This is a genomic window from Symbiopectobacterium purcellii (assembly GCF_019797845.1).
Lineage (GTDB): Bacteria > Pseudomonadota > Gammaproteobacteria > Enterobacterales > Enterobacteriaceae > Symbiopectobacterium > Symbiopectobacterium purcellii.
This window is the reverse complement of the sequence record NZ_CP081864.1, coordinates 2,692,422-2,714,174: the sequence shown is the minus strand read 5'-3', so window position 1 is coordinate 2,714,174 and position 21,753 is coordinate 2,692,422. Positions and strand designations below refer to the sequence as shown.

General features: G+C 53.5%; 19 protein-coding genes and 2 pseudogenes. 18 read left to right on the top strand and 3 right to left on the bottom strand.

The window, feature by feature from the left end:
* The first annotated feature begins 74 nt into the window (after positions 1–74).
* Positions 75–1,382 carry an NAD(P)/FAD-dependent oxidoreductase gene (locus K6K13_RS12715; protein ID WP_222157361.1) on the top strand — a complete coding sequence of 436 codons (1,308 nt, stop codon included), beginning with the start codon at positions 75–77 and terminating at the stop codon, positions 1,380–1,382.
* Positions 1,383–1,716: 334 nt separating this feature from the next.
* Positions 1,717–2,255, top strand: a pseudogene (locus K6K13_RS12710) (glycine zipper 2TM domain-containing protein).
* A gap of 41 nt (positions 2,256–2,296) precedes the next feature.
* On the opposite strand, the gene yegD reads toward K6K13_RS12710, so the two are convergent.
* Both yegD and K6K13_RS23450 read right to left on the bottom strand, forming a co-directional pair.
* Positions 2,297–3,649: a molecular chaperone gene (gene yegD, locus K6K13_RS12705; RefSeq protein ID WP_222157360.1), complete on the bottom strand. Its 1,353-nt coding sequence runs from the start codon at positions 3,647–3,649 to the stop codon at positions 2,297–2,299.
* Between the two features lie 75 nt (positions 3,650–3,724).
* On the bottom strand, positions 3,725–3,859 hold the full coding sequence (locus tag K6K13_RS23450; RefSeq protein ID WP_286206768.1) for a hypothetical protein: 135 nt from the start codon (positions 3,857–3,859) through the stop codon (positions 3,725–3,727).
* A 709-nt stretch (positions 3,860–4,568) separates the two neighbouring features.
* Between K6K13_RS23450 and K6K13_RS12700 the strand changes: the two genes are divergently transcribed.
* The 4 genes from K6K13_RS12700 (at position 4,569) to K6K13_RS12685 (ending at position 6,404) form a co-directional block, all read left to right on the top strand.
* Entirely contained in the window at positions 4,569–4,982 is a 414-nt protein-coding gene (locus K6K13_RS12700) for a GNAT family N-acetyltransferase (protein ID WP_222157359.1), read from the top strand.
* Positions 4,975–5,352: a PAS domain-containing protein gene (locus tag K6K13_RS12695; RefSeq protein ID WP_222157358.1), complete on the top strand. Its 378-nt coding sequence runs from the start codon at positions 4,975–4,977 to the stop codon at positions 5,350–5,352. Before K6K13_RS12700 ends, K6K13_RS12695 begins: the two co-directional genes overlap by 8 nt.
* 30 nt (positions 5,353–5,382) lie before the next feature.
* Positions 5,383–5,670 carry a helix-turn-helix transcriptional regulator gene (locus K6K13_RS12690; RefSeq protein ID WP_222157357.1) on the top strand — a complete coding sequence of 96 codons (288 nt, stop codon included), beginning with the start codon at positions 5,383–5,385 and terminating at the stop codon, positions 5,668–5,670.
* Between the two features lie 284 nt (positions 5,671–5,954).
* Positions 5,955–6,404, top strand: a complete 450-nt coding sequence (locus K6K13_RS12685) for an SLC5/6 family protein (protein ID WP_222157356.1) — start codon at positions 5,955–5,957, stop codon at positions 6,402–6,404.
* A 171-nt stretch (positions 6,405–6,575) separates the two neighbouring features.
* On the opposite strand, the gene mfd is transcribed toward K6K13_RS12685, so the two are convergent.
* Complete coding sequence (gene mfd, locus K6K13_RS12680; RefSeq protein ID WP_222157355.1) at positions 6,576–10,025, bottom strand: transcription-repair coupling factor; 3,450 nt, start codon at positions 10,023–10,025, stop codon at positions 6,576–6,578.
* Between the two features lie 136 nt (positions 10,026–10,161).
* Here mfd and lolC point away from each other — a divergent pair, with 136 nt between their 5' ends.
* The 12 genes and pseudogenes from lolC to K6K13_RS12620 all read left to right on the top strand — a co-directional run bounded on the left by lolC (position 10,162) and on the right by K6K13_RS12620 (position 21,752).
* Positions 10,162–11,364, top strand: coding sequence for a lipoprotein-releasing ABC transporter permease subunit LolC (lolC, locus tag K6K13_RS12675; protein ID WP_222157354.1), 1,203 nt, complete (start codon positions 10,162–10,164; stop codon positions 11,362–11,364).
* Positions 11,357–12,064, top strand: coding sequence for a lipoprotein-releasing ABC transporter ATP-binding protein LolD (lolD, locus tag K6K13_RS12670; RefSeq protein ID WP_222157353.1), 708 nt, complete (start codon positions 11,357–11,359; stop codon positions 12,062–12,064). The genes lolC and lolD overlap by 8 nt, the downstream gene beginning before the upstream one ends.
* Positions 12,061–13,308: a lipoprotein-releasing ABC transporter permease subunit LolE gene (gene lolE / locus K6K13_RS12665; protein WP_222157352.1), complete on the top strand. Its 1,248-nt coding sequence runs from the start codon at positions 12,061–12,063 to the stop codon at positions 13,306–13,308. The genes lolD and lolE overlap by 4 nt, the downstream gene beginning before the upstream one ends.
* Before the next feature lie 50 nt (positions 13,309–13,358).
* On the top strand, positions 13,359–14,273 hold the full coding sequence (gene nagK / locus K6K13_RS12660) for an N-acetylglucosamine kinase (RefSeq protein ID WP_222157351.1): 915 nt from the start codon (positions 13,359–13,361) through the stop codon (positions 14,271–14,273).
* A gap of 78 nt (positions 14,274–14,351) precedes the next feature.
* Positions 14,352–15,182: a Sir2 family NAD+-dependent deacetylase gene (gene cobB / locus K6K13_RS12655; RefSeq protein ID WP_222157350.1), complete on the top strand. Its 831-nt coding sequence runs from the start codon at positions 14,352–14,354 to the stop codon at positions 15,180–15,182.
* Positions 15,183–15,294: 112 nt separating this feature from the next.
* Positions 15,295–16,311, top strand: coding sequence for a vitamin B12 ABC transporter permease BtuC (gene btuC, locus K6K13_RS12650; protein WP_222157349.1), 1,017 nt, complete (start codon positions 15,295–15,297; stop codon positions 16,309–16,311).
* Between the two features lie 23 nt (positions 16,312–16,334).
* Positions 16,335–16,886, top strand: a complete 552-nt coding sequence (locus tag K6K13_RS12645; protein WP_222157348.1) for a glutathione peroxidase — start codon at positions 16,335–16,337, stop codon at positions 16,884–16,886.
* A gap of 3 nt (positions 16,887–16,889) precedes the next feature.
* Positions 16,890–17,678 (top strand): vitamin B12 ABC transporter ATP-binding protein BtuD, encoded by a 789-nt coding sequence (gene btuD, locus K6K13_RS12640; RefSeq protein WP_434064575.1) that lies wholly within the window; start codon positions 16,890–16,892, stop codon positions 17,676–17,678.
* 138 nt (positions 17,679–17,816) lie between these two features.
* Positions 17,817–18,284 (top strand): NlpC/P60 family protein, encoded by a 468-nt coding sequence (locus tag K6K13_RS12635; protein ID WP_222157347.1) that lies wholly within the window; start codon positions 17,817–17,819, stop codon positions 18,282–18,284.
* 57 nt (positions 18,285–18,341) lie between these two features.
* A complete protein-coding gene (gene lplA / locus K6K13_RS12630) occupies positions 18,342–19,358 on the top strand; it encodes a lipoate--protein ligase (RefSeq protein ID WP_222157346.1) in 1,017 nt (338 codons plus the stop codon).
* Positions 19,359–19,485: 127 nt separating this feature from the next.
* A complete protein-coding gene (locus K6K13_RS12625; RefSeq protein WP_222157345.1) occupies positions 19,486–20,211 on the top strand; it encodes an EAL domain-containing protein in 726 nt (241 codons plus the stop codon).
* Positions 20,212–20,300: 89 nt separating this feature from the next.
* Positions 20,301–21,752: pseudogene (locus K6K13_RS12620) on the top strand (protein adenylyltransferase SelO).
* The last annotated feature ends 1 nt before the right edge of the window (position 21,753 follow it).

The window sequence follows — 21,753 nt, the reverse complement described above, 5'->3', positions numbered from 1 at the left end:
TGAGAACCCTATGTAATATAAGGATATTATTTTTTACGCCTTATTAACTATTGGTTCACAATCAGGGGGTCGTTTTGACATCAGCACTTAAAAAAATTGTTATTGTCGGCGGTGGAGCCGGCGGTTTGGAATTAGCCACCAGCCTGGGCCATAAGCTGGGGCGTAAAAGCAAAGCTGAGATCACCTTGGTCGATCGTAATCAAAGTCATTTATGGAAACCATTGCTGCATGAAGTGGCAACAGGCTCGATGGATGATGACATTGACGCGCTGAGCTATCTGGCGCATGCCCGCAACCACGGCTTCCACTTTCAGTTAGGTACGCAGATGGATATCGATCGTGAAAACCAGTGCATTCGACTGGCCGAAATCGATAACGATCAGGGTGAAATGCTGGTTGCTGAACGTTCGCTGTCCTATGATATTCTGGTGATCGCGCTGGGCAGTATCTCCAACGATTTCGGCACCACCGGCGTGAAAGACAACTGTATTTTTCTCGACAGCCCCAAACAGGCGCGCCGTTTCCACAATGAAATGCTTAACCTGTTCCTGAAATTCACCTCAAACGCTAATGACGACAAAGAGAAGGTTAACATTGCTATCGTCGGCGGCGGCGCAACTGGGGTGGAACTCTCCGCAGAACTGCACAATGCGGTCAAGCAACTGCACAGCTACGGCTTTGACGGGCTGGATAATCAGGCATTGAACGTGACGCTGGTAGAGGCCGGTGAGCGTATTTTGCCCGCGTTGCCGCCGCGTATTTCTGCTGCTGCACATCAGGAATTGACCAATATCGGTGTACGCGTTCTGACCAAAACCATGGTCACAGAAGCGAAACCCGGTGGTTTACACACCAAAGAGGGCGAGTTTATCGAAGCCGATTTGATGGTGTGGGCCGCAGGGATCAAAGCACCCGATGCCATGAAAGAGATAGCCGGTCTGGAAACCAACCGCATCAACCAGTTGGTGGTGGAACCGACGCTGCAAACCACGCGCGATCCGAATATCTATGCCATCGGCGATTGTGCATCGTGCCTGCAACCGAGTGGCGGTGTGGTCCCGCCGCGCGCCCAGGCGGCGCACCAGATGGCGACGCGTTGCTATCACAATATTCTGGCCCAGCTTAACGGTCAGGCGTTGAAGCCTTATGTCTACAAGGATCACGGTTCGCTGGTATCGTTGTCCAAGTTCAGCACTGTCGGCAGCCTGATGGGTAACCTGATGCGTGGATCGGTGATGGTGGAAGGGCGCATTGCGCGTGTGGTGTATATTTCACTGTACCGTATGCACCAGATTGCCTTGCACGGCTATACCAAAACCGGTTTGATGATGCTGGTGGGCGGTATTAACCGCGTGATTCGTCCGCGCTTGAAACTGCATTAATCGACGGGATTCTACAACGTGCTGCCTGTTGGGGTGGCGCGTTGTCTTGTCCTGAAAGGTTCAAACATCGCGTCTTTTTACGCGCAGAATAACATCTCGCCTTAACGCCAATTCCCCCTAAGAAAAATCCCAAATAACCGCATTTTATTAACATATCTAGGCTTTTGGTTAACTAATCTGATTGTCACTTTTTCTCTTCGAATGCACACTTTCGTCAGTTATTAACGAAACAACGCACGCTGTAATGGCTGATACCGACGTTAAGGGCACTATCCTCTGACGCTCATGGATACAGCGAATAAAGCAGGTGCGAGCGGTCATTCAGGAGGTTTCTGTGAACAAATCCATGTTAGCGGGGGTGGGTATCGGTGTGGCTGCTGCTCTGGGCGTAGCGGCGGTAGCCAGCATGGAAGTTTTTTCACCCGAGCCGCAGTTTGCCCAGGTTATTTCGGCAACACCCATTAAAGAAACGGTGAAAACACCGCGTCAGGAGTGCCGTGATGTTAGCGTAACCCATCGTCGTCCGGTGCAAGATGAGAATCGTCTGGCGGGGTCGGTACTCGGTGCGGTGGCCGGTGGCGTCTTGGGCCATCAGGTCGGCGGTGGTCGAGGCAGGATATTGCCACGGTGGCGGGGGCGTTGGCGGGCGGGTATGCAGGCAATCAGGTTCAGGGCCATATGCAGAATAATGATACCTACACTACGACGCAACAGCGTTGCCAGACGGTATATGACAAATCCCAGAAAGTGTTGGGCTATGACGTCACCTATAAAATTGGCGCACAGCAAGGCAAGATCCGCATGGATCGCGATCCCGGCACCCAAATCCCGTTGGACAGAAATGGGCAATTGGTACTGAATCAAAAGGCATAAGTGGAAATCTGACACGCCCGTCAGGGCGTGCCATTCCTCGTTTAACGCTCAAACAGTAATTCCGCCCAGCGAGCTAACCCTGCGGTGACGGAACCAAAATCATCACCGCTGGCGATAGCCACATCAGGCAATGCTTGTTGTACCGCCAGACGCAGCTGCGGCGCGCGCGCGCTTCCACCGGTCAGATAGACGACGTCTGGACGTGTTGCGCTGTCATCCAACGCCTGGCGAATTTGGGTTTGAATCTGCGACACGGGTTGCGCAATCGCCTGCACCATCTCTTCGGCAGAAACGCGTGTTGCCAGCGCGGTTTCAATAAACGCCAGTGCAGCCTCGGTCAGGGAGGCATCGGATAAGGCAATTTTGCAAGCCTCCGCTTGTTGCACCAAACGATAGCTCAAGCGCTGCTGCCATACGCTCAATAAACGTTTGACCTGTGCCGGTTCACGCGCATCGCGGATCATCTCGTTGATCAGTGTGCGGGTTGCATAGTTGTAAAACGCACTCTGCGCCGGCACATCGTTAATAGCGACCGCATTCCACCAGGGCAAGGTTGGTAGTGCAATGCCTTTTTCTGTCATGCCATTCATACCGAGCAGCGGCATAAACTGTTTGAAGGCCAGTTGGATATCGAGATCGTTGCCACCGGTACGGCACCCGCTGTGTCCCAGCAGACTGTCGTGGCGCTCTTGCTTGCGGTGCCACTCAGGCCCCATCAGCAGCATTGAGCAGTCGGTCGTTCCCCCGCCGATATCGACTACCAGCACCCGCGTTTCCTGCTGAAGCGTCGCTTCAAAATCCAGCCCGGCGGCGACAGGTTCAAACTGAAATGCGATATCACGAAACCCGGCACGCGTTGCTGCGCGCTCAAGAATGTCCTGTGCTTGCTTATCCGCAGCATCACCACCGATGCTTTGGAAATGGATTGGACGACCAATCACCGCCTGCGTGATGGTATCTCCCGCCTGTAGCTCTGCCTGCTGGCGAATATGCAGCATCATGGCGCACACCAGATCTTCAAAAAAGGCGATCTGCTGTGCTTTTAGCCCTACCGCACCTAGAAATGACTTGGGGGATTTCACAAACCACACTTCTTGCGGGTCATCCATATAACGCGCCAGTGCCGCTTGTCCGAAGTGTACACTGTGAGAGTCAACGGCAATATCTTCATCGCGGTTATAGCTGATGGCGCGCCGCAGCAGTTGCGCATTTTCGCCCTGGGCATCCACGTGATGATGGCGCCACAACCACTCGCTGACGGCTTCACGCGTTGGCGCGCACAGCATGGATGAGAGATAGGGAGAGTCGTTTTCCAGTGGCAACAGGCGTGGCGTGCCATTTTGCATCAGTGCAACGGAACAGTTGGCCGTGCCGTAGTCGAAGCCGATAAACATGTTATCCCTCCCGGTAACAAGAAAAAGGCGGGGATTTTACTGCGTGTGAAGCGGCTTGTATAGAGGCACATCCTTTCAGGATACGCTGGATTGCGCATCCATCGTCGTTACCGCTTTATTCAATCGCTGAGCGACTGCTTTGCGTACACTACCCGTCTCAATGCGCTGTTTGCACTGTTTTATCGGCAGCCAGCGTGACGATGAGTGCACGACGGGCCTCCTTTCGTCGATATGCAGTTGCTATCGCAATGCCGTTCTCCACCGGGGTGTTGCTTATACCGTGTTGGCCTATGTGCTCTTGCTGTTGCTGGCTAAAACACGGTTATGAGTGGGCAAGAGGGGAGTTCCTCGCGGTGATTGAGTATTACCTTGGCGTTATTATCCCTTCACTGTTAAAGATAAAGGGTTCACTGGGCAACCAAGTCCATATTTTCTTGTAAATAATAACATATTGGCATTGCCACTAATGCGCTATTATTTCCCCTGGTGTTTCATCATTAATTGAAGATGACACTCATTGAAATAGTTATCATCGTAATGATGCCAATGATTAATTACATGTTCAACTGATGAAAACTACAGTGCAAAAAAAATACCTAATCATAAGGTTATGAAAGGTTATGAAAGGTTATAGAGTATTTATGGTAGTCATTGAGAAACAAAAAGGAATATTATCTGAGTACGGTCTTTACTGCGTAAAATAGCTACTTTTCTTTGACGACTTAGCGGTCTGCTCAGCGCGGGTAAATTAGATGAGACGGATTGGCGTCAATGCCGCTAACTATTCCTTGCATGTTGAACCCTTTGAAGGCATTAGTGACTGGTCGACATTTTATATTTATTTAAACATTGGATAGTTTTACGCCGTTAAGATTCATTCAGTGAATTATGTGAATTATTAGCAACTGCAGGGGGGACGATGAATTATCAATTACATAGCACACCTGATGAAAATGAAGAGAAACAGATACTTGATGGTTTGTGGAAACATAATGACCATTTTGCACCCGCTGATATTCAACCGTTGAGAATCACGCTTAAAGATGAATCAGGGGACATAAAGGGCGGAATAATTGCCAGAACATGGTGGGGTGGATTAGATATTCAATACCTTTGGGTTGCGGCTGAATATCAAAGAAACGGCGTCGGACGAGAATTGATGCAAATGGCTGAGCGTGAGGCGATAGAGAGAGGTTGTCATTTTTCTTATGTTGATACATTCAGCTTTCAGGCGCGTGGGTTTTATATAAAACTGGGCTATTCGGAATATGGCAGCCTTGATGGGTTTTCTCTGAAATTTTCAAGACATTACTTGGTAAAGCAACTTGTCTGATCTTAAAGGAGAAGCGATGTGCGTTGCAGCAGATTTTTCTAAGGCCATTTTTCTCATAGAAAATCTTGATGAGCCATGGGGGATAAAAGACGCTGAATCGCGGCATGTTTATCTGAATCATGCAGCAAGGCGGTACACTAACACACCAAAAAATTTTTCAGTTGAAGGTCTGTATGATATTGAATTTCCAACAGCATGGCATGAATTATACTTTGATTTGATTAAAAACGATCAAGATACAATGCGCAGTAGAAAAAGCACTAGCGTATTAGAAGTACACTGTTGGAACGGAAATCATAAACCGATTGCCTCTATTAGCACAAAAATCCCCCTTTATGATGATGTTAATAAATGCATAGGTGTTCTTTGAGATGCCAAACCGGCATGCTGTATTCACCCAATGCTAAAATCATTAAATAATGATAACTATCAAATAACATCAGCAGGAATAGGGCTGGTAACAGAAAAAGAACTCGAAGTGGTTTGGTTACTTATCCATGGGTATTCACCAAAAGAAGTATCACGCATTCTTAACCTATCCACACGCACCGTAAATCATAGCGTGCACTCGGTGTTTGATAAAATTGATATTCATAACATAGCACAACTACGCGCAATTTATGTCGACCAAGACATGGACAATTTTATACCGGCGGCAATTTTAAAAATGGGTGTTTATAATTTATGAATCGAAATGAAAACTACTCATACAGTCGAGCGCCACCGGAATGCCGTTTACCATTATTAGGTATAATGCTGGTCCATGCGGGTATGTTAACTGTGCTTGACCAATTTATGTTAGGGGCGATTTTGGGTCACTCGATGATCCTACGGGAGGCTTTTATCGCCATTACGATGGCGAGTATTGTATTTGGTGCAATCACATTCGCGCTTGGCTACGCGGTAATGAAAGAAGGATTAACCGGGACCCTACTGGCTCGTTGATCAGGCTTCGGACGATTGGGGTCAGTATTGATCAGTGCAATCGTAGCCATCAGTCTGTTAGGCTGGTTTGGCGTACAAAACGCGGTGTTTGCTAAAGGTATCGATCATGCATTGAATGGCATGCTCGGATTTGAATTCTCTGCTGCATTGTCAGGCTTATGCCTTACTCTCCTCGTCGTACTTGGCATTCGCACGATTAAAATTGCCGCCTCAATTGCAGTTCCACTATTCATTGCTGTTATCGCTTTCATCTCTATTCAGGTCCTTTCGTCGCTTAACGTGGCAACCCTTTTTCACGCGGCTTCACAGGGGGATCCTTTAACAGTAGCGAATGCAATAACCAGGATTATTGGCGGTTGTATTGTCGCCGCATTGATGACCCCCGATATAGCACGATATGCTAAAAGAACATCTCATAATAGGTTGGGTCGCTATTTTTTGCTGTTTGTTAGGCAGTGCTGTGGGGGCTATCGATAGATGGGGCGTTCCCGCGATTAACTCATTATTGGTTGCTATGGTGTCTTATTGGGGAATGTATAAAATTAAATTTTTTACCAGCACCGTTTCCCGCTAGTGCCGTGCAATCAGGTCATACCTCACCCCGCACACCAGTGGTGGCTACGCGATAGTAGCCACCACTGTCGAGGCTTATGCCGCCAAGGTGTGCTGGGCCATGTCCGTCAGAAGTCCAGCGATGAAATCGATACGCTGTGGCCTTTCGCTGAGGTCTTTCATAAATCTTAAGCGGGTGGGGCCATCCAGGCGATAGACACGAGGATCGCGCTGTAACAGGCCAATCAGGTGCGTAGGATCGACCCGATTGTGGGCGCTGAACTCGATAAATCCCCCTTTTTCGTTGCCCTCGATACGCCTGATTCCCAGCGATTGTGCCTGCTGGCGCAACGCGGCAATCTGCAACAGATGGCGCGTGGCATCTGGCAGGGTACCAAAGCGATCGATAAGTTCCACTTTCAGCTCTTCCAACGCGTTATCATCCTTGGCGCTGGCAATGCGCTTATAGAACGACAACCGCGTGTTGACGTCAGGAATAAAGGCTTCCGGCAGCAAGGACGGTAGGCGCAGTTCCACCTCGGTCTGGCTACTGATCAGATCTTCCAATGAGGGCTCGCGCCCGGCTTTGAGTGCATCGACTGCACTTTCCAGCAGTTCCATATAGAGCGAAAAACCGACGGTGGTCATCTGCCCACTTTGATCTTCGCCAAGCAGTTCACCCGCACCGCGAATCTCCAAATCATGAGTTGCCAGCGCAAAGCCTGCACCCAGGTCTTCCAGTGAGGCGATGACTTCCAGTCGTTTGTGCGCATCCGTACTCATCGCCTTCGGGTTCGGCGTCAGCAAATAGGCATAGGCCTGATGGTGCGAACGTCCTACGCGACCGCGCAACTGGTGCAACTGGGCCAAACCAAAATGGTCGGCACGCTCAATGATGATGGTGTTGGCGCTGGGGATATCAATGCCGGTCTCGATGATGGTGGTGCACACCAGTACGTTAAAGCGCTGATGGTGGAAATCGCTCATCACGCGTTCCAGATCCCGTTCGCGCATTTGGCCGTGACCAATCGCAATGCGCGCTTCAGGGACTAACTCCGCCAGACGTTGAGCGGCTTTTTCGATGTTCTCTACGTCGTTATAGAGGTAGTAAACCTGTCCACCGCGCAGAATTTCACGCAGCATCGCTTCGCGCACCAACAATCCATCATACTCGCGTACAAAGGTTTTTACCGCCAGACGGCGAGCAGGCGGTGTGGCAATAATCGAAAGATCGCGCATCCCGCTCATCGCCATGTTCAGCGTTCGCGGGATCGGTGTGGCGGTCAGCGTCAGGATATCCACGTCGGCACGCATCGCTTTGATACGCTCTTTGTGGCGCACGCCAAAGCGGTGCTCTTCATCCACAATCAGCAGCCCAAGGTCACGCCAGTGCACGTCACTTTGCAGCAGTTTGTGGGTGCCAATCAGAATGTCTACCTTGCCTTCCTGCGTTTGTTCCAGCACCTGCGTCTGTTCTTTGGCGCTGCGGAAACGGGAAAGCATTTCGATTCGGATAGGCCAGTTGGCAAAGCGATCGCGGAAATTGTCGTAATGCTGTTGTGCCAACAGGGTGGTTGGCACCAGCACGGCCACTTGTTTGTGGTTTTCTACCGCGAGAAACGCGGCACGCATCGCGACTTCGGTTTTGCCGAAGCCAACGTCACCGCACACCAGCCGATCCATTGCCAGCGGCTGGCACATGTCGCTCAGCACGGCATTAATGGCTTGCGCCTGATCCGGCGTGGTTTCAAACGGGAAACCCTCGCAGAAAAGTTGGTATTGCTCGCGATCGTGCTTAAAGGCAAAGCCGCTTTTTGCGGCGCGTTGCGCATACACATCCAGCAGTTCGGCTGCCACATCACGCACCTTCTCCGCCGCTTTTTGCCGCGCACGTGACCAGGCATCGCCGCCCAGTTTGTGCAACGGCGCGTTATCATCCGTCCCGCCGGAATAACGGCTGATAAGGTGCAATGATGAAACCGGAACATAGAGTTTATCTTCTCCGGCATAGGTCAGGATCATGTACTCAGCGGTGATGCCGCCGGCTTCCAGCGTAGTGAGGCCGACGTAAAGGCCAACACCGTGTTCCAAATGCACCACCGGCTGGCCCGGATGCAGTTCGGCCAGGTTGCGGATCAGCGTGTCGGTATTAATGGTACGGCGGCTGTCTTGGCGTCGACGTGCAACGCGTTCGCCGAGCAGATCGCTTTCACAAATCAACGCGCGCTGGCGCAGCGTGTCGATAAAACCGTGCTCGCTGGCACCGATAATCAGATAAGCGCCGGGCTTATCCGCCTGATCCAACCGAGCGATCGGCGTGGGTGCCAATTTGATACGCGTCAGTAATTCCTGAAGGGTTTCACGGCGCCCCTCGCTTTCGACGGAAAAGATAACCTGTCCGGTAAAGCCTTCCAGAAAACGTCGCAGTGCATCCAGCGGCGCTTTGTGCTGATGCTGGATGGCAATGTCCGGCAGCGTTTGGTAACCGAGGTTGCGGTGCGCCGCTTTATCCGTCAGCGTTTCTTTACTGAGTTGAACGCGCGGCCAGGCTTTCAGTTCGCTGAACAAGGCATCGACGCGCAGCCACAAGGCTTCCGGCGCTAACAGCGGACGCATCGGGTCTATGCGGCGACTTTCAAAGCGTTGTTGAATATCGGCCCAAAAGCGGGTGGCGCTGGCCTCAAGATCGCCGGTATTAACCAGCAGTGCATTGCTGGGGAGATAGCTGAATAGCGTGCTAAGCGGCTGTTCAAAAAACAGCGGCTGCCAATATTCAATGCCTGCAGGCCAGGTGCCTTTGCTGACCTGTTGGTAAATATGCTCGGCATCACGACGCACTTCAAAGGTTTCGCGCCATTGGCTGCGAAAGCGCTCGATGGCATTTTTGTCGGTAGGAAATTCGTGCGCAGGCAGCAGGCTAATCTGTGCCACTTCTTGCAGCGTGCGCTGGCTATCGACATCAAATACGCGCAGGCTGTCTATGTCATCATCGAAAAAATCGATGCGGTAGGGTTCTTCGCTGCCCATGGGAAAGAGGTCCAACAGCGCACCGCGTGTGGCAAACTCCCCGTGCTCCATCACCTGGTCGACACTGCGATAACCTGCTTGCTCCAACTGCGCGCGCAGTTTATCGCGCGACAAGCGTTGCCCCTTTTTCACCATCAACGCATGACCGTGCAAGAACGTGTGTGGGCACACCAATTGCATCAGCGTATTGACGGGCAACACCAACACGCCGCGCGTCATCTCAGGGAGGTGATACAGCGTGGAGAGGCGAGCGGAGATTATCTCCTGATGCGGCGAGAAACTGTCGTAGGGCAGCGTCTCCCAGTCAGACAGCGTGGTGACCGGATGCGACGTAAACTGCTGAAGTTCATCGCGTAGCCGCAGCGCGTTTTGCATATCGGGTGCGATAAGCACCACTGGTCCGGCGTGGCGTTCAATGATGTCGGCACACTCGACGGCGCAGGCAGCGCCGGTTAGTTGGCCTAACAGACGTTGTTCACCCGCTTTTACGGGCAGAGCATAGCGATTTTTTTCAGGCATATTCCGAATATCTGGTGTTGCCCCGTTCCAGCATAAGAAAAAGCAGTGTAGAAAGCGGGGTAGGGTTCCATAAAGTGATATGACCCTTTATTATCCTTGATCACTTTGCTTTAGCAACCTTATCCAGACGGATTTCATGTATCAACCTGTCGCTTTATTTATTGGCCTGCGTTATATGCGTGGGCGAGCAGTGGATCGCTTTGGGCGATTTGTCTCCTGGTTATCGGCTATTGGCATCACGTTAGGCGTCATGGCACTGGTGACCGTATTGTCGGTGATGAACGGTTTTGAACAGGAGCTTGAGGAGAGCATCCTGGGACTGATGCCGCAAGCGGTGGTGACCACTGCGGGCGGTTCACTCGATCCGCAGGCGTTGCCCGCCTCATCGTTGAGCACCTTACAGGGCGTGACGCGCATTGCCCCTATCACCACGGGGGAAGTGGTGCTACAAAGTGCGCGCAGCGTTGCCGTGGGCGTGATGCTGGGCATTAATCCCGATGAACCCGAGCCTTTGTCGCGTTTTTTGAAAAATACCTCGCTCACGCAACTTCAGCCGGGTGAATACCTGGTGATCCTGGGTGAGCAGTTGGCCTCTCAACTTGGGGTTAAGCGCGGTGAACAACTGCGTATTATGGTTACCGGTGCCAGCCAACTCACGCCGATGGGGCGCATTCCCAGCCAGCGTTTATTTACCGTGGCGGGTACCTTTGCCGCAGGTAGCGAAGTGGATGGTTACCAGATGCTGGTGAATCAGCAGGATGCATCGCGTCTGATGCGTTACCCGACCGGGCACATAACTGGCTGGCGCCTGTGGCTGGAAAATCCGTTGGATATTGTGGCGTTCAGTGCGCAGCCAGTGCCACAAGGATGGGTGATGAAAGACTGGCGTGAGCGCAAGGGCGAACTGTTTCAGGCTGTTCGCATGGAAAAAAATATGATGGGGCTGTTGTTGAGCCTGATCGTCGCCGTCGCGGCGTTCAATATCATTACGTCGTTGGGGTTGTTGGTGATGGAAAAGCAGGGTGAGGTGGCCATTTTGCAAACGCAGGGGCTGACTCAACGCCAGATTATGGCGGTGTTTATGGTGCAGGGGGGAAGCGCCGGGGTGGTTGGCGCGCTGTTGGGCGCCGTGCTCGGTACGTTGCTGGCTAGCCAGCTTAATACGCTGATCCCGGCATTGGGGCTGTTGCTGGATGGTGCCGCGTTGCCCGTTCATATTGATCCGGTGCAGGTGGTGACCATCGCGCTGGTGGCGATGATCGTTGCCTTGCTGTCTACCCTTTATCCTTCCTGGCGCGCCGCCGCCGTTCATCCCGCAGAGGCTTTACGCTATGAATGATTCCCTGTTGTTGCAATGTAATGACCTGTGCAAAACCTATCAGGAAGGGAAACTGTCCACCGACGTGCTGCGTCATGTGACATTCAGCATGCAAGCCGGCGAAATGATGGCGATTGTCGGCAGTTCCGGTTCGGGCAAAAGTACCCTGTTGCACCTGCTGGGCGGACTGGATGCTCCCACCGCGGGCGATGTTATCTTCAAAGGTCAGGCGCTCAGTGGGTTTTCTGCCGCCGCTAAATCGGCGTTGCGCAACCGTGAGCTGGGCTTTATCTACCAGTTTCACCATTTACTGCCGGATTTCACCGCGTTGGAAAACGTGGCGATGCCATTGTTGATTGGCAAAACGCCGCCCGTGCAGGCGCAGGATCAGGCGCGTGCCATGCTGGCCGCCGTGGGACTGGATGCACGACGCGAGCACCGCTCCAGCGAATTGTCCGGCGGGGAGCGTCAGCGCGTGGCCATCGCCCGCGCGCTGGTGAACAACCCGTCGCTGGTGCTGGCGGATGAGCCTACGGGTAACCTCGATCAGCGCACGGCGGATACCATTTTTGAACTGCTGGGCGAATTAAACGTGCGTCAGGGCACTGCGTTTCTGGTGGTGACTCACGATTTGTCACTGGCTGCGCGTTTGCGTCGTCAGTTGGAAATGCGTGACGGGCAACTTCAGCAAGAATTAACCCTGATGGGAGCCGCGCAATGAGTTTTCCCCCGCTCTCCCTGCTGATTGGGCTGCGTTTTAGCCGGGGTCGTCGGCGTGGTGGCATGGTTTCCCTGATCTCGGTGATCTCAACCATCGGTATTGCACTCGGGGTGGCGGTGCTGATCGTCGGCCTCAGCGCCATGAACGGCTTCGAACGTGAATTGAAAAATCGTATTCTGGCGGTGGTGCCCCATGGTGAAATTGAGCCGGTCAATCCGCCGTTCACCGGCTGGCAGAACATGTTGCCTAACATTGAGCAGGTGCCTGGCATTGTTGCCGCGGCGCCCTATGTGCATTTCACTGGGCTGCTGGAGAGCGGTGCCAGACTGCGCGCGATACAGATGAAAGGCGTGGATCCGCAACAGGAACAACGTCTCAGCACCTTGCCAACGTTCGTGGCGGGAAACGCGTGGGCCAATTTCAAAGCGGGTGAGCAACAGGTTATTCTCGGCAAAGGCGTCGCACAGGCGCTTGAAGTGAAAACCGGGGATTGGGTGACGGTGATGATCCCCAACAGCGATCCGCAAATGAAGCTGTTGCAGCCGAAACGCATTCGCCTGCACGTGAGTGGCATTCTGCAACTTAGCGGACAGCTCGATCATAGTTTGGCGTTTATCCCGCTGGCTGATGCGCAGCAGTATCTGGAAATGGGTGATGATGTCAGCGGCATTGCTATCAAAGTCGATGACGTATTTGCCGCCAGCAAACTGGTACGAGACGCAGGAAAAGTAACGGATACCTATATCTATATTCGTGACTGGATTGGCACCTACGGCTACATGTATCGCGACATCCAGATGATTCGGACTATCATGTATTTAGCAATGGTACTGGTGATTGGTGTTGCCTGTTTTAACATCGTTTCCACGTTAGTGATGGCGGTGAAAGACAAAAGCAGCGATATCGCCGTATTGCGCACGTTGGGGGCGAGCGATGGTCTTATCCGCGCCATTTTCATTTGGTACGGGCTGCTGGCCGGCCTGCTCGGTTGCGTGATTGGCGCCGTGATTGGCGTGGTGGCGACGCTGCAACTGAGTGCGATTATTCGTGGGCTCGAATCGCTGACCGGACACCATTTTCTGTCGGGCGATATCTATTTTATCGATTTCCTGCCGTCAGAATTGCACATGACGGATGTGGTTCTGGTGCTGCTCACCGCCGTGGCGCTGAGCTTGCTGGCCAGTTGGTATCCGGCGCGGCGCGCCAGTCGTATTGAGCCCGCTCGTGTGTTAAGCGGACAATAGCGCTACGGCCCTTGCAATCCATAACCTATTCAGCCACAGAGGAGTAAGCCATGTATTATGGTTTTGATCTGGGCGGCAGTAAGATTGAAGTCGGCGTCTTTGATGCGGATATGCGGTCCGTATGGCAAAAACGGGTGCCCACGCCGCGTAATGACTACGATGCGTTGCTTTCGGCCTTCGTTGCACTCACGCAGGAAGCCGATGCGTTGACGGGCAAACTGGGAACCGTCGGCGTCGGCATTCCCGGTATGCGCGGCGGGGATGATGGCGCGCTGTTTACCGCTAATTTGCCTGCAACCATGGGAAAACCTTTACAGGTGGATTTACAACGCCTGTTACAGCGCGATGTACGCATGACCAACGACGCCAACTGCTTTGCCCTTTCAGAAGCCTGGGAAGGCGAGTTCCGTCAGTACCCCGTGGTGTTGGGGCTGATCCTTGGCACCGGCGTCGGTGGCGGTCTGGTTATCAACGGCGAAGTGATTGATGGGCGCAACGGTATTACCGGAGAGTTCGGCCATTTCCGGTTACCGGTGGATGCGTTGGATATCATGGGTGAAGGTATCCCCCGGGTGAAATGCGGCTGTGGGCAGTCGGGTTGTATCGAAAACTATATTTCTGGCCGGGGTTTTGAGTGGCTGTATGCACATACCTATGGTGAAAATCTAAATGCTGTCACCATTATTCGCCACTATAGGGCGGGTGAGGCAAACGCGCTGGCGCACGTCGATCGCTATATGAGCGTACTCGCCGCTTGCGTGGGGAATCTGTTGACGATGTTTGATCCCCACTTGTTGGTGCTGGGCGGTGGTTTGTCTAATTTTGATGAGATCTACCAGTTTCTCCCGGCGCGGTTGCCTGAGTATTTGCTGCCGGTAGCGCGCTTACCGCGCATTGAGAAGGCGCGCTATGGCGATGCCGGTGGCGTTAGGGGCGCGGCTCTGCTGCACTTTTCTGCGCAGTAGCTTTTTAGCGACACACGTTTATTGCCAATCAAGCAGGCAGTGTTAGACACTTTCCACCCAGCGTTCACAGGAGCAGACATGCATACGCGTCAAAGGATGATACGGTTTCATCAAGGAAAGCGACTGCGTCAGCAGCGTCTGCGTTCACGTATTTTCCATAAGGATTATCTGGCCGTGAATGAATCAAAAAGTCCGCGTGTGGTGGTGCTGACTGGCGCCGGGATTTCAGCGGAATCTGGTATTCGCACCTTTCGTGCGGCGGATGGCCTGTGGGAAGATAACCGGGTGGACGATGTCGCCACGCCGGAAGGGTTTCAACGCGATCCACAACTGGTACAGGCATTTTACAACGCGCGGCGAAAGCAGTTGCAGCAGCCAGAGATAGTGCCCAATGCGGCACACCTGGCGTTAGCCAATCTTGAGGCGGCGCTCGGGGATAACTTCCTGCTGGTGACGCAAAATATCGATAATTTGCACGAGCGTGCGGGCAGCCAGCGGGTGGTTCATATGCACGGCGAATTGCTTAAGGTGCGCTGTTGCCAGAGCGGACAGGTTATCGAGTGGACCGGTGATATCGCAACCGATGAACGCTGCCACTGTTGCCAGTTCCCCGCACCGTTGCGCCCGCACGTGGTGTGGTTCGGGGAAATGCCCCTCGGTATGGAACGTATTTATCAGGCGCTGGCGCAAGCCGATTATTTCATCGCTATCGGTACTTCCGGCCATGTCTATCCGGCCGCAGGATTCGTTCATGAAGCGCACACCCATGGCGCTTACACCATAGAACTGAATCTCGAGCCGAGTCAGGTAGAAAGCCAGTTTGATGAAAAAATCTACGGTGCGGCGACGGCAGTGGTGCCGGAGTTCGTCGGGGCCTGGCTAACGGGGCGGCGTAAAGTGGCATTTTAATCGCCTGAATACCTTAGCGAGATAAACGGCGTGCAGTGACGCTACATGAAAGACGGTCGAGTTAAGCCGAGTTGGGTTTGCGGGGTGTGACCGCAGTGTACAGGATAGCGTTATGCAGCCATTGAACAAGGGATACTCGCTGTTGCGTTTGCGCCAGCGTTATCATGACCGTCAACGCATCGTGGTGTTGGCGCTACTGGCGGCGGTGACCGTGATCATCGGGTTATGCGCTGGCGATCGTTGGGTGATGCCCTGGGCATGGTGGGATGACGCCGAACGCGTTTTTATCTGGCAGTTGCGCATGCCGAGGACACTGGCGGTGATGCTGGTGGGCGCGAGCCTGGCGATGTCAGGGGCCGTAATGCAGGCCATTTTTGATAATCCGCTGGCAGAGCCGGGTTTGCTGGGCGTTGCTAATGGCGCAGGCGTGGCGTTGGTGCTTGGTGTGCTGCTGGGGCAGGGGTTGCAGCCCGTATGGGTGCTGAGCGTCGGTGCTATTGTGGGGGCGCTCGCCACCACATTCTTGCTCTTACACTTTGCCCGACGTCATATTTCCAATGCACGTTTGCTGCTGATTGGCGTAGCGCTGGGGATTGTATGCAGCGCGGTGATGACCTGGGCCGTCTATTTCAGCACCAGTTTGGATCTACGCCAATTGATGTATTGGATGTTGGGTGGGTTCAGCGGCGTGGACTGGCGCTACGGGTGGCTGATGATCGCCTTGCTGCCTTGTCTGGCATGGTTAAGTCGCCAGGGGCAGACGCTCAACCGTCTTTCGCTGGGTGAGATCCAGGCGCGGCAGTTGGGGATCTCCGTATACCGTTGGCGTAACCTTTTGGTATTGGTGGTGGGCATTCTGGTGGGGATCAGCGTTGCGCTGGCCGGTGTTATCGGGTTTGTCGGGCTGATTGTCCCCCACGCGCTGCGCCTGATGGGGTTGACCGATCAACGCTATTTATTGACGGGCTGTGGGCTGGCGGGAGCCATGACGCTCTCACTCTCTGACACAATGGCTCGCGTGATGATCCCCTCGGCCGAGTTGCCCATCGGTGTGATCACCGCGACGCTCGGTGCACCGCTGTTTATCTGGCTGCTGCTGCGCCAGCGTAATCCGGTTAATGTAACCTAATGATATACAACAGGAAGGTGATTATGAGTAACGACATCTATGCAATCCCGTTGACCACGATCAACGGTGAAGCAACCACCTTTGGCACTTATCAGGGACAGGTCGCACTGATTGTTAACGTGGCCTCGAAGTGCGGTTTAACCAAACAGTACGATGCGTTGGAAAAACTGTATGAAACCTATCGCGAACGTGGCCTGGTGGTACTCGGTTTTCCCTCTAATGAGTTCGCCGGACAAGAGCCGGGCAGCGACGCCGAGATCCAGGAATTTTGCCGTGCCACTTTTGGCGTGCAGTTCCCTATGTTCAGCAAGATTGAGGTGAACGGTGAGCAGCGCCATCCTCTGTACCGTCACCTGATTGCTGCGCAGCCTAAAGCCAAGGGAAATCTGCTTAGCGGCTTCTACGAACTTTTACTCAATAAAGGCCGTGCGCCCAAGCATCCTGAAGATATTCTGTGGAACTTCGAAAAATTCCTGATCGGGCGCAATGGTCAGGTGATCCAACGCTTCTCGCCCGATATCGCCCCGGATGACAAAATGATTGTTAACGCCATTGATGCTGCGGTGGCCGAGTAATTGTTGACGCAAGAGCTGAAGCATCACGTTCCCTGCGCGCTGCGTCTGACTCACGTTGCCTGCGGACGGCGATTACAACCTGTCAGCGTCAGCGCCTATGCCGGTCGGCTGATTCATGTGGTCGGGCCCAATGGTTCTGGCAAAAGCACGTTGCTGGCCCGGGTTTCCGGGCTGCTAGAGGGCGGAGGGCGCGTGGAACTGGACGGCATGCCGATTGTCGATTTGTCTGCGCGAGACTTGGCGTTGCGTCGCGCTTATCTGTCGCAACAGCAAAACCCCAGTGCACTGATGCCCGTGTTCCAGTATCTGGCACTGCACCAGCCGAAGCAGGTGAGTGTTATGGCGGTCGATGAAGTGGTCGCCCAATTGGCCACGCGCCTGATGTTAACGGATAAATTGACGCGTCCGTTGACGGAGCTCTCCGGCGGCGAGTGGCAGCGTGTACGCCTTGCCGCCGTGTTTTTGCAGGTGTGGCCTTCGTTGAATCCTTATGCTCGCCTGCTGGTACTGGATGAGCCCGCCACCGGTCTGGACGTAGCGCAACGCGTAGCGCTTGATGCCATGCTGAAAGTGCTGTGTCAGGCAGGGCTGATTGTGCTAGCCAGCGCCCACGACTTAAATCACAGCTTACAGCAGGCTGATGATATCTGGTTGATTTCGAAAGGTAAGCTGATTGATGCGGGCGATGCGGTAGACGTCATGCAGCCTGAACGACTGGCACCGGTTTTCGGCATCGATTTCCAACGCCATCGCGTTGGCGATAGCGATTGGTTGGTGCCGGTGTCCGAGTAACCGCTCATTTGCCGTGTCAGACTTGCCAAAACAGTGACATCAACGCTAAATTGGGCAGTAATATCATTCTGATAGCGTGACATTCACCGCAGGACGCGGTGAATAAGAAAACGAACCGATACTCGCAGGATACCGCAGATGCGCTTGATTCAGGGGTTGCTGATCGCAAGTTTATTTTTGGTTGGGTGCAGCAGCCACCGCGCTCCACCGCCTAATCCGCGTCTGGGCGACTCCATCATGGTAATAAGCCAACTTAACGAACAGCTCACGCAGTGGCGTGGCACGCCGTATCGCTATGGTGGGCTGGATCACCGCGGCATTGATTGTTCTGGCTTTGTCTATTTAACCTTTCGCGATCGTTTTGGTATGCAACTGCCGCGCACCACTGAAGCGCAAACGGAATTAGGTTCCCGTATTGATCGGGACGATCTGATGCCCGGCTATTTGGTGTTTTTCAAAACCGGCAGCGGCAGCAGCGGATTGCATGTGGGTATTTATGATAAAGACGATCAGTTTATTCACGCCTCCACCAGCCAGGGCGTAATGCGATCGTCATTGGATAACGTCTACTGGAAGCGGGCCTACTGGCAGGCGCGCCGAATCTGATTCCACTCTCAAGTAACGGCTGTCGAGGTCGACAGGCCGTTTGCGCATGGAGCCTCAATGTCTTCACTTCGTTTGTTGCTGTCTGACTCTTACGATCCCTGGTTTAATCTGGCCGTCGAAGAGTGCATCTTTCGCCAAATGTCGCCCACGCAGCATGTGCTGTTTCTCTGGCGCAATGCGGAAACCGTGGTGATTGGCCGGGCGCAAAACCCGTGGAAAGAGTGCAATACTCGCAAGATGGAGGAGGATGGCATCACACTGGCGCGTCGTAGCAGCGGTGGCGGCGCTGTTTTCCACGATTTGGGCAACACCTGCTTTACCTTTATGGCAGGAAAGCCGGGGTACGATAAAAGCGTTTCAACGGCCATCATTCTTAATGCACTGACTGCGCTGGGCGTTGCGGCTTCGGCTTCAGGGCGTAACGATCTGGTGGTGGCGACGCCTGATGGTGAACGTAAGGTTTCGGGGTCCGCTTACCGGGAAACCAAGGATCGCGGTTTTCACCACGGTACGCTGTTGCTCAATGCCGATCTCTCACGTCTGGCAAATTACCTTAACCCGGATGTGAAGAAATTACAGGCCAAAGGTATCACCTCAGTCCGCTCTCGCGTTGCCAATTTGGTGGAACTGTTGCCGACTGTCGATCACGCGCAAGTGTGTGAGGCGGTGCGTGACGCATTTTTTGCCTATTACGCGGACAGTTGCACGGCTGAGCACATTTCACCCGCGCAAATGCCCGATCTTCCCGGCTTTCGCGAACAGTTTGCCAAGCAAAGCAGTTGGGAATGGAATTTTGGTCAGGCGCCAGATTTTACCCATATGCTGGATACGCGTTTTCCGTGGGGCGGTATTGAGTTGCATATGGACGTCGATCGCGGTGTCATTACGCGCAGTCAGTTATTTACCGACAGCCTGAATCCCGCGCCGCTAGAAGCGTTGGCACAGGCCTTACAGGGCTGTGCGTATCGCGTGCCCGACATTATCGCGGCGGGCGAAGCGCTGTTTGAACGCTTTCCCGAACAGCAGCCTGAACTGCAACAGGTGAACGCCTGGCTGGCGGAGAATATCCGGTAAAGCAGGATAATCGTTAACAGCGTGACCTCACTGTAAGGGGAACATCAGGATAATGAAAAAGGGATTGTTGCGCGCTCATCGTTGGCGCTAGAGTGATAGTGAACGCTTATCTCCGCAGACATCGATCATGAAAATCACGTTAGACATTGACTACGAAAGTGAATACCTGTTCTGGCCTATCTATAGCCGGGATGAGCGGTTATTGGCGTTGGAAATGACCGGTTGTTTCAATAGTGCGGATGGTAAACTCACCGTGCCGGGCGATATCCTGATGAGTATGTTGACCACGGCGCAAAAACTGACGTTGCTCGATGAACAAATCGATATCATTCAACGTAAAGCGGAATGGCTCAAGCTGCACCGATTTTTGTTGGTGTGGCGCATTGAGAAGCATTGCGCCGAACTGCTGATGGCATCGATTCCACGCCGTAACGCCATTCGTGCGTTACCCTTTGTCCATCTGGAAATAAATGAAGCGTTTCCTCACCTCGAGGAAGGCAAGGGAAACCGTGGTATCACCGAACTTAGTAACATGTTCCCCCTGTGGCTGGATAACTTCGGCTCAGGCAAGGTAAACCTCAAGGCGTTCCATGATGGTTTGCTGAGCTATGTTAAAATCGATCCGAAACTGGTGTGGGATATTCTATCTCGCCCGGCCCCCGATATGATCATGGATCCACTGCTTAACGTGATGAAAAGCCACCAGCAGGGCCCCGGGGTGATCGCTAAAGGGATTGATACGCCCGAGCATTTGAAAAAAGTGCATCACCTCAAGGTGGATGCGATACAAGGCAAGCTGTGGCCTGCCATCCCGCTGCATGCGTTGGAGCAGGAACTGACGCCGGCGGCGTAAACCAGTATCCCTATATTTTCTCCGTGTTTATTTCCTTGTTGACGTTCTACACTCAAGTTTGACAGACGCAGTAGAGTGACAGAACGACGATGACACAGGGATTACGATTTACCCATCACTACCATGACGCTTTGCCTGGTTGTTACACGGCGCTTTTGCCCACCGCCTTACAGGGGGCGCGCTTGCTGTATCACAGCGCGAAACTGGCGGAACAGTTAGGGGTGCCTGCCAGTTGGTTTCAGCCTGAACACATTGATATCTGGCAGGGAAAGACGCTGTTGCCCGGTATGCTGCCGTTGGCGCAGGTTTACAGCGGCCATCAGTTTGGCGTATGGGCTGGGCAACTGGGGGATGGGCGGGGAATTTTGCTGGGTGAGCAGCGACTGGCGAACGGTTCCAGCATGGAATGGCACCTGAAAGGGGCTGGGTTGACCCCCTATTCGCGCATGGGAGACGGCCGTGCGGTGCTGCGTTCGGTGATTCGCGAATTTCTCGCGTCAGAGGCCTTGTATCATCTGGGCATTCCCACCACGCGTGCCTTGGCGATCGTGACCAGCGATGAACCCGTTCAACGCGAACAGCAAGAGCAGGGGGCGATGCTGATGCGCGTTGCCGAAAGTCATCTGCGTTTCGGGCATTTTGAGCACTTTTACTATGCGCGTCAGCCGGAGCAGGTGAAAAAACTGGCTGATTTTGCCATCACGCACCACTGGCCACAGTGGCAGCACGATGAGCGACGTTACTCGCTTTGGTTTACCGATATTGTCGAACGCACGGCGCGCATGGTTGCCCATTGGCAGGCGGTGGGGTTCGCCCACGGCGTGATGAACACGGACAATATGTCGATCCTTGGCCTGACGTTTGATTATGGCCCCTACGGTTTTATGGACGACTACCAACCTGATTTTGTCTGTAATCACTCCGATTACCAAGGTCGTTATGCCTTCGACAATCAGCCCGCCGTAGCGCTGTGGAATTTGCATCGCTTAGCGCAGGCACTCTCTGGATTGTTGCCGGTGGAATCACTTGAAACCGCGTTAGGTTGCTATGAACCGGCCTTGATGGCGCATTTTGGTCAATTGATGCGCGCCAAGTTGGGTTTTTTCGATGCGGGTGCCAAAGATAATGATCTGCTGGTCGGGTTGCTGAACTTGATGGCGCGTGAGCGCAGTGACTATACCCGCACTTTCCGCCTGCTGAGCGATACCCACGTACAGCAGGCCGAATCGCCGCTGCGTGACCTGTTTATCGACCGAGCCGCATTTGACGCCTAGTTTGGCGACTATCGCGCACGTCTGGCGCAGGAGACGCAGAGTGACGCCGAACGTCAGCGCAGCATGAAAGCGTCTAATCCAAAATATATCCTGCGTAACTACCTGGCGCAGCAGGCGATTGAAGCAGCAGAGCAGGATGATGTCGGCCCGTTAACGCAGCTGCATCAGGCGCTTTCTCGTCCTTATGATGAACAGCCTGAATTTGAATCGCTGGCGGCAGCACCGCCAGCGTGGGGTAAGGCGTTGGAAGTATCTTGTTCCAGCTAGG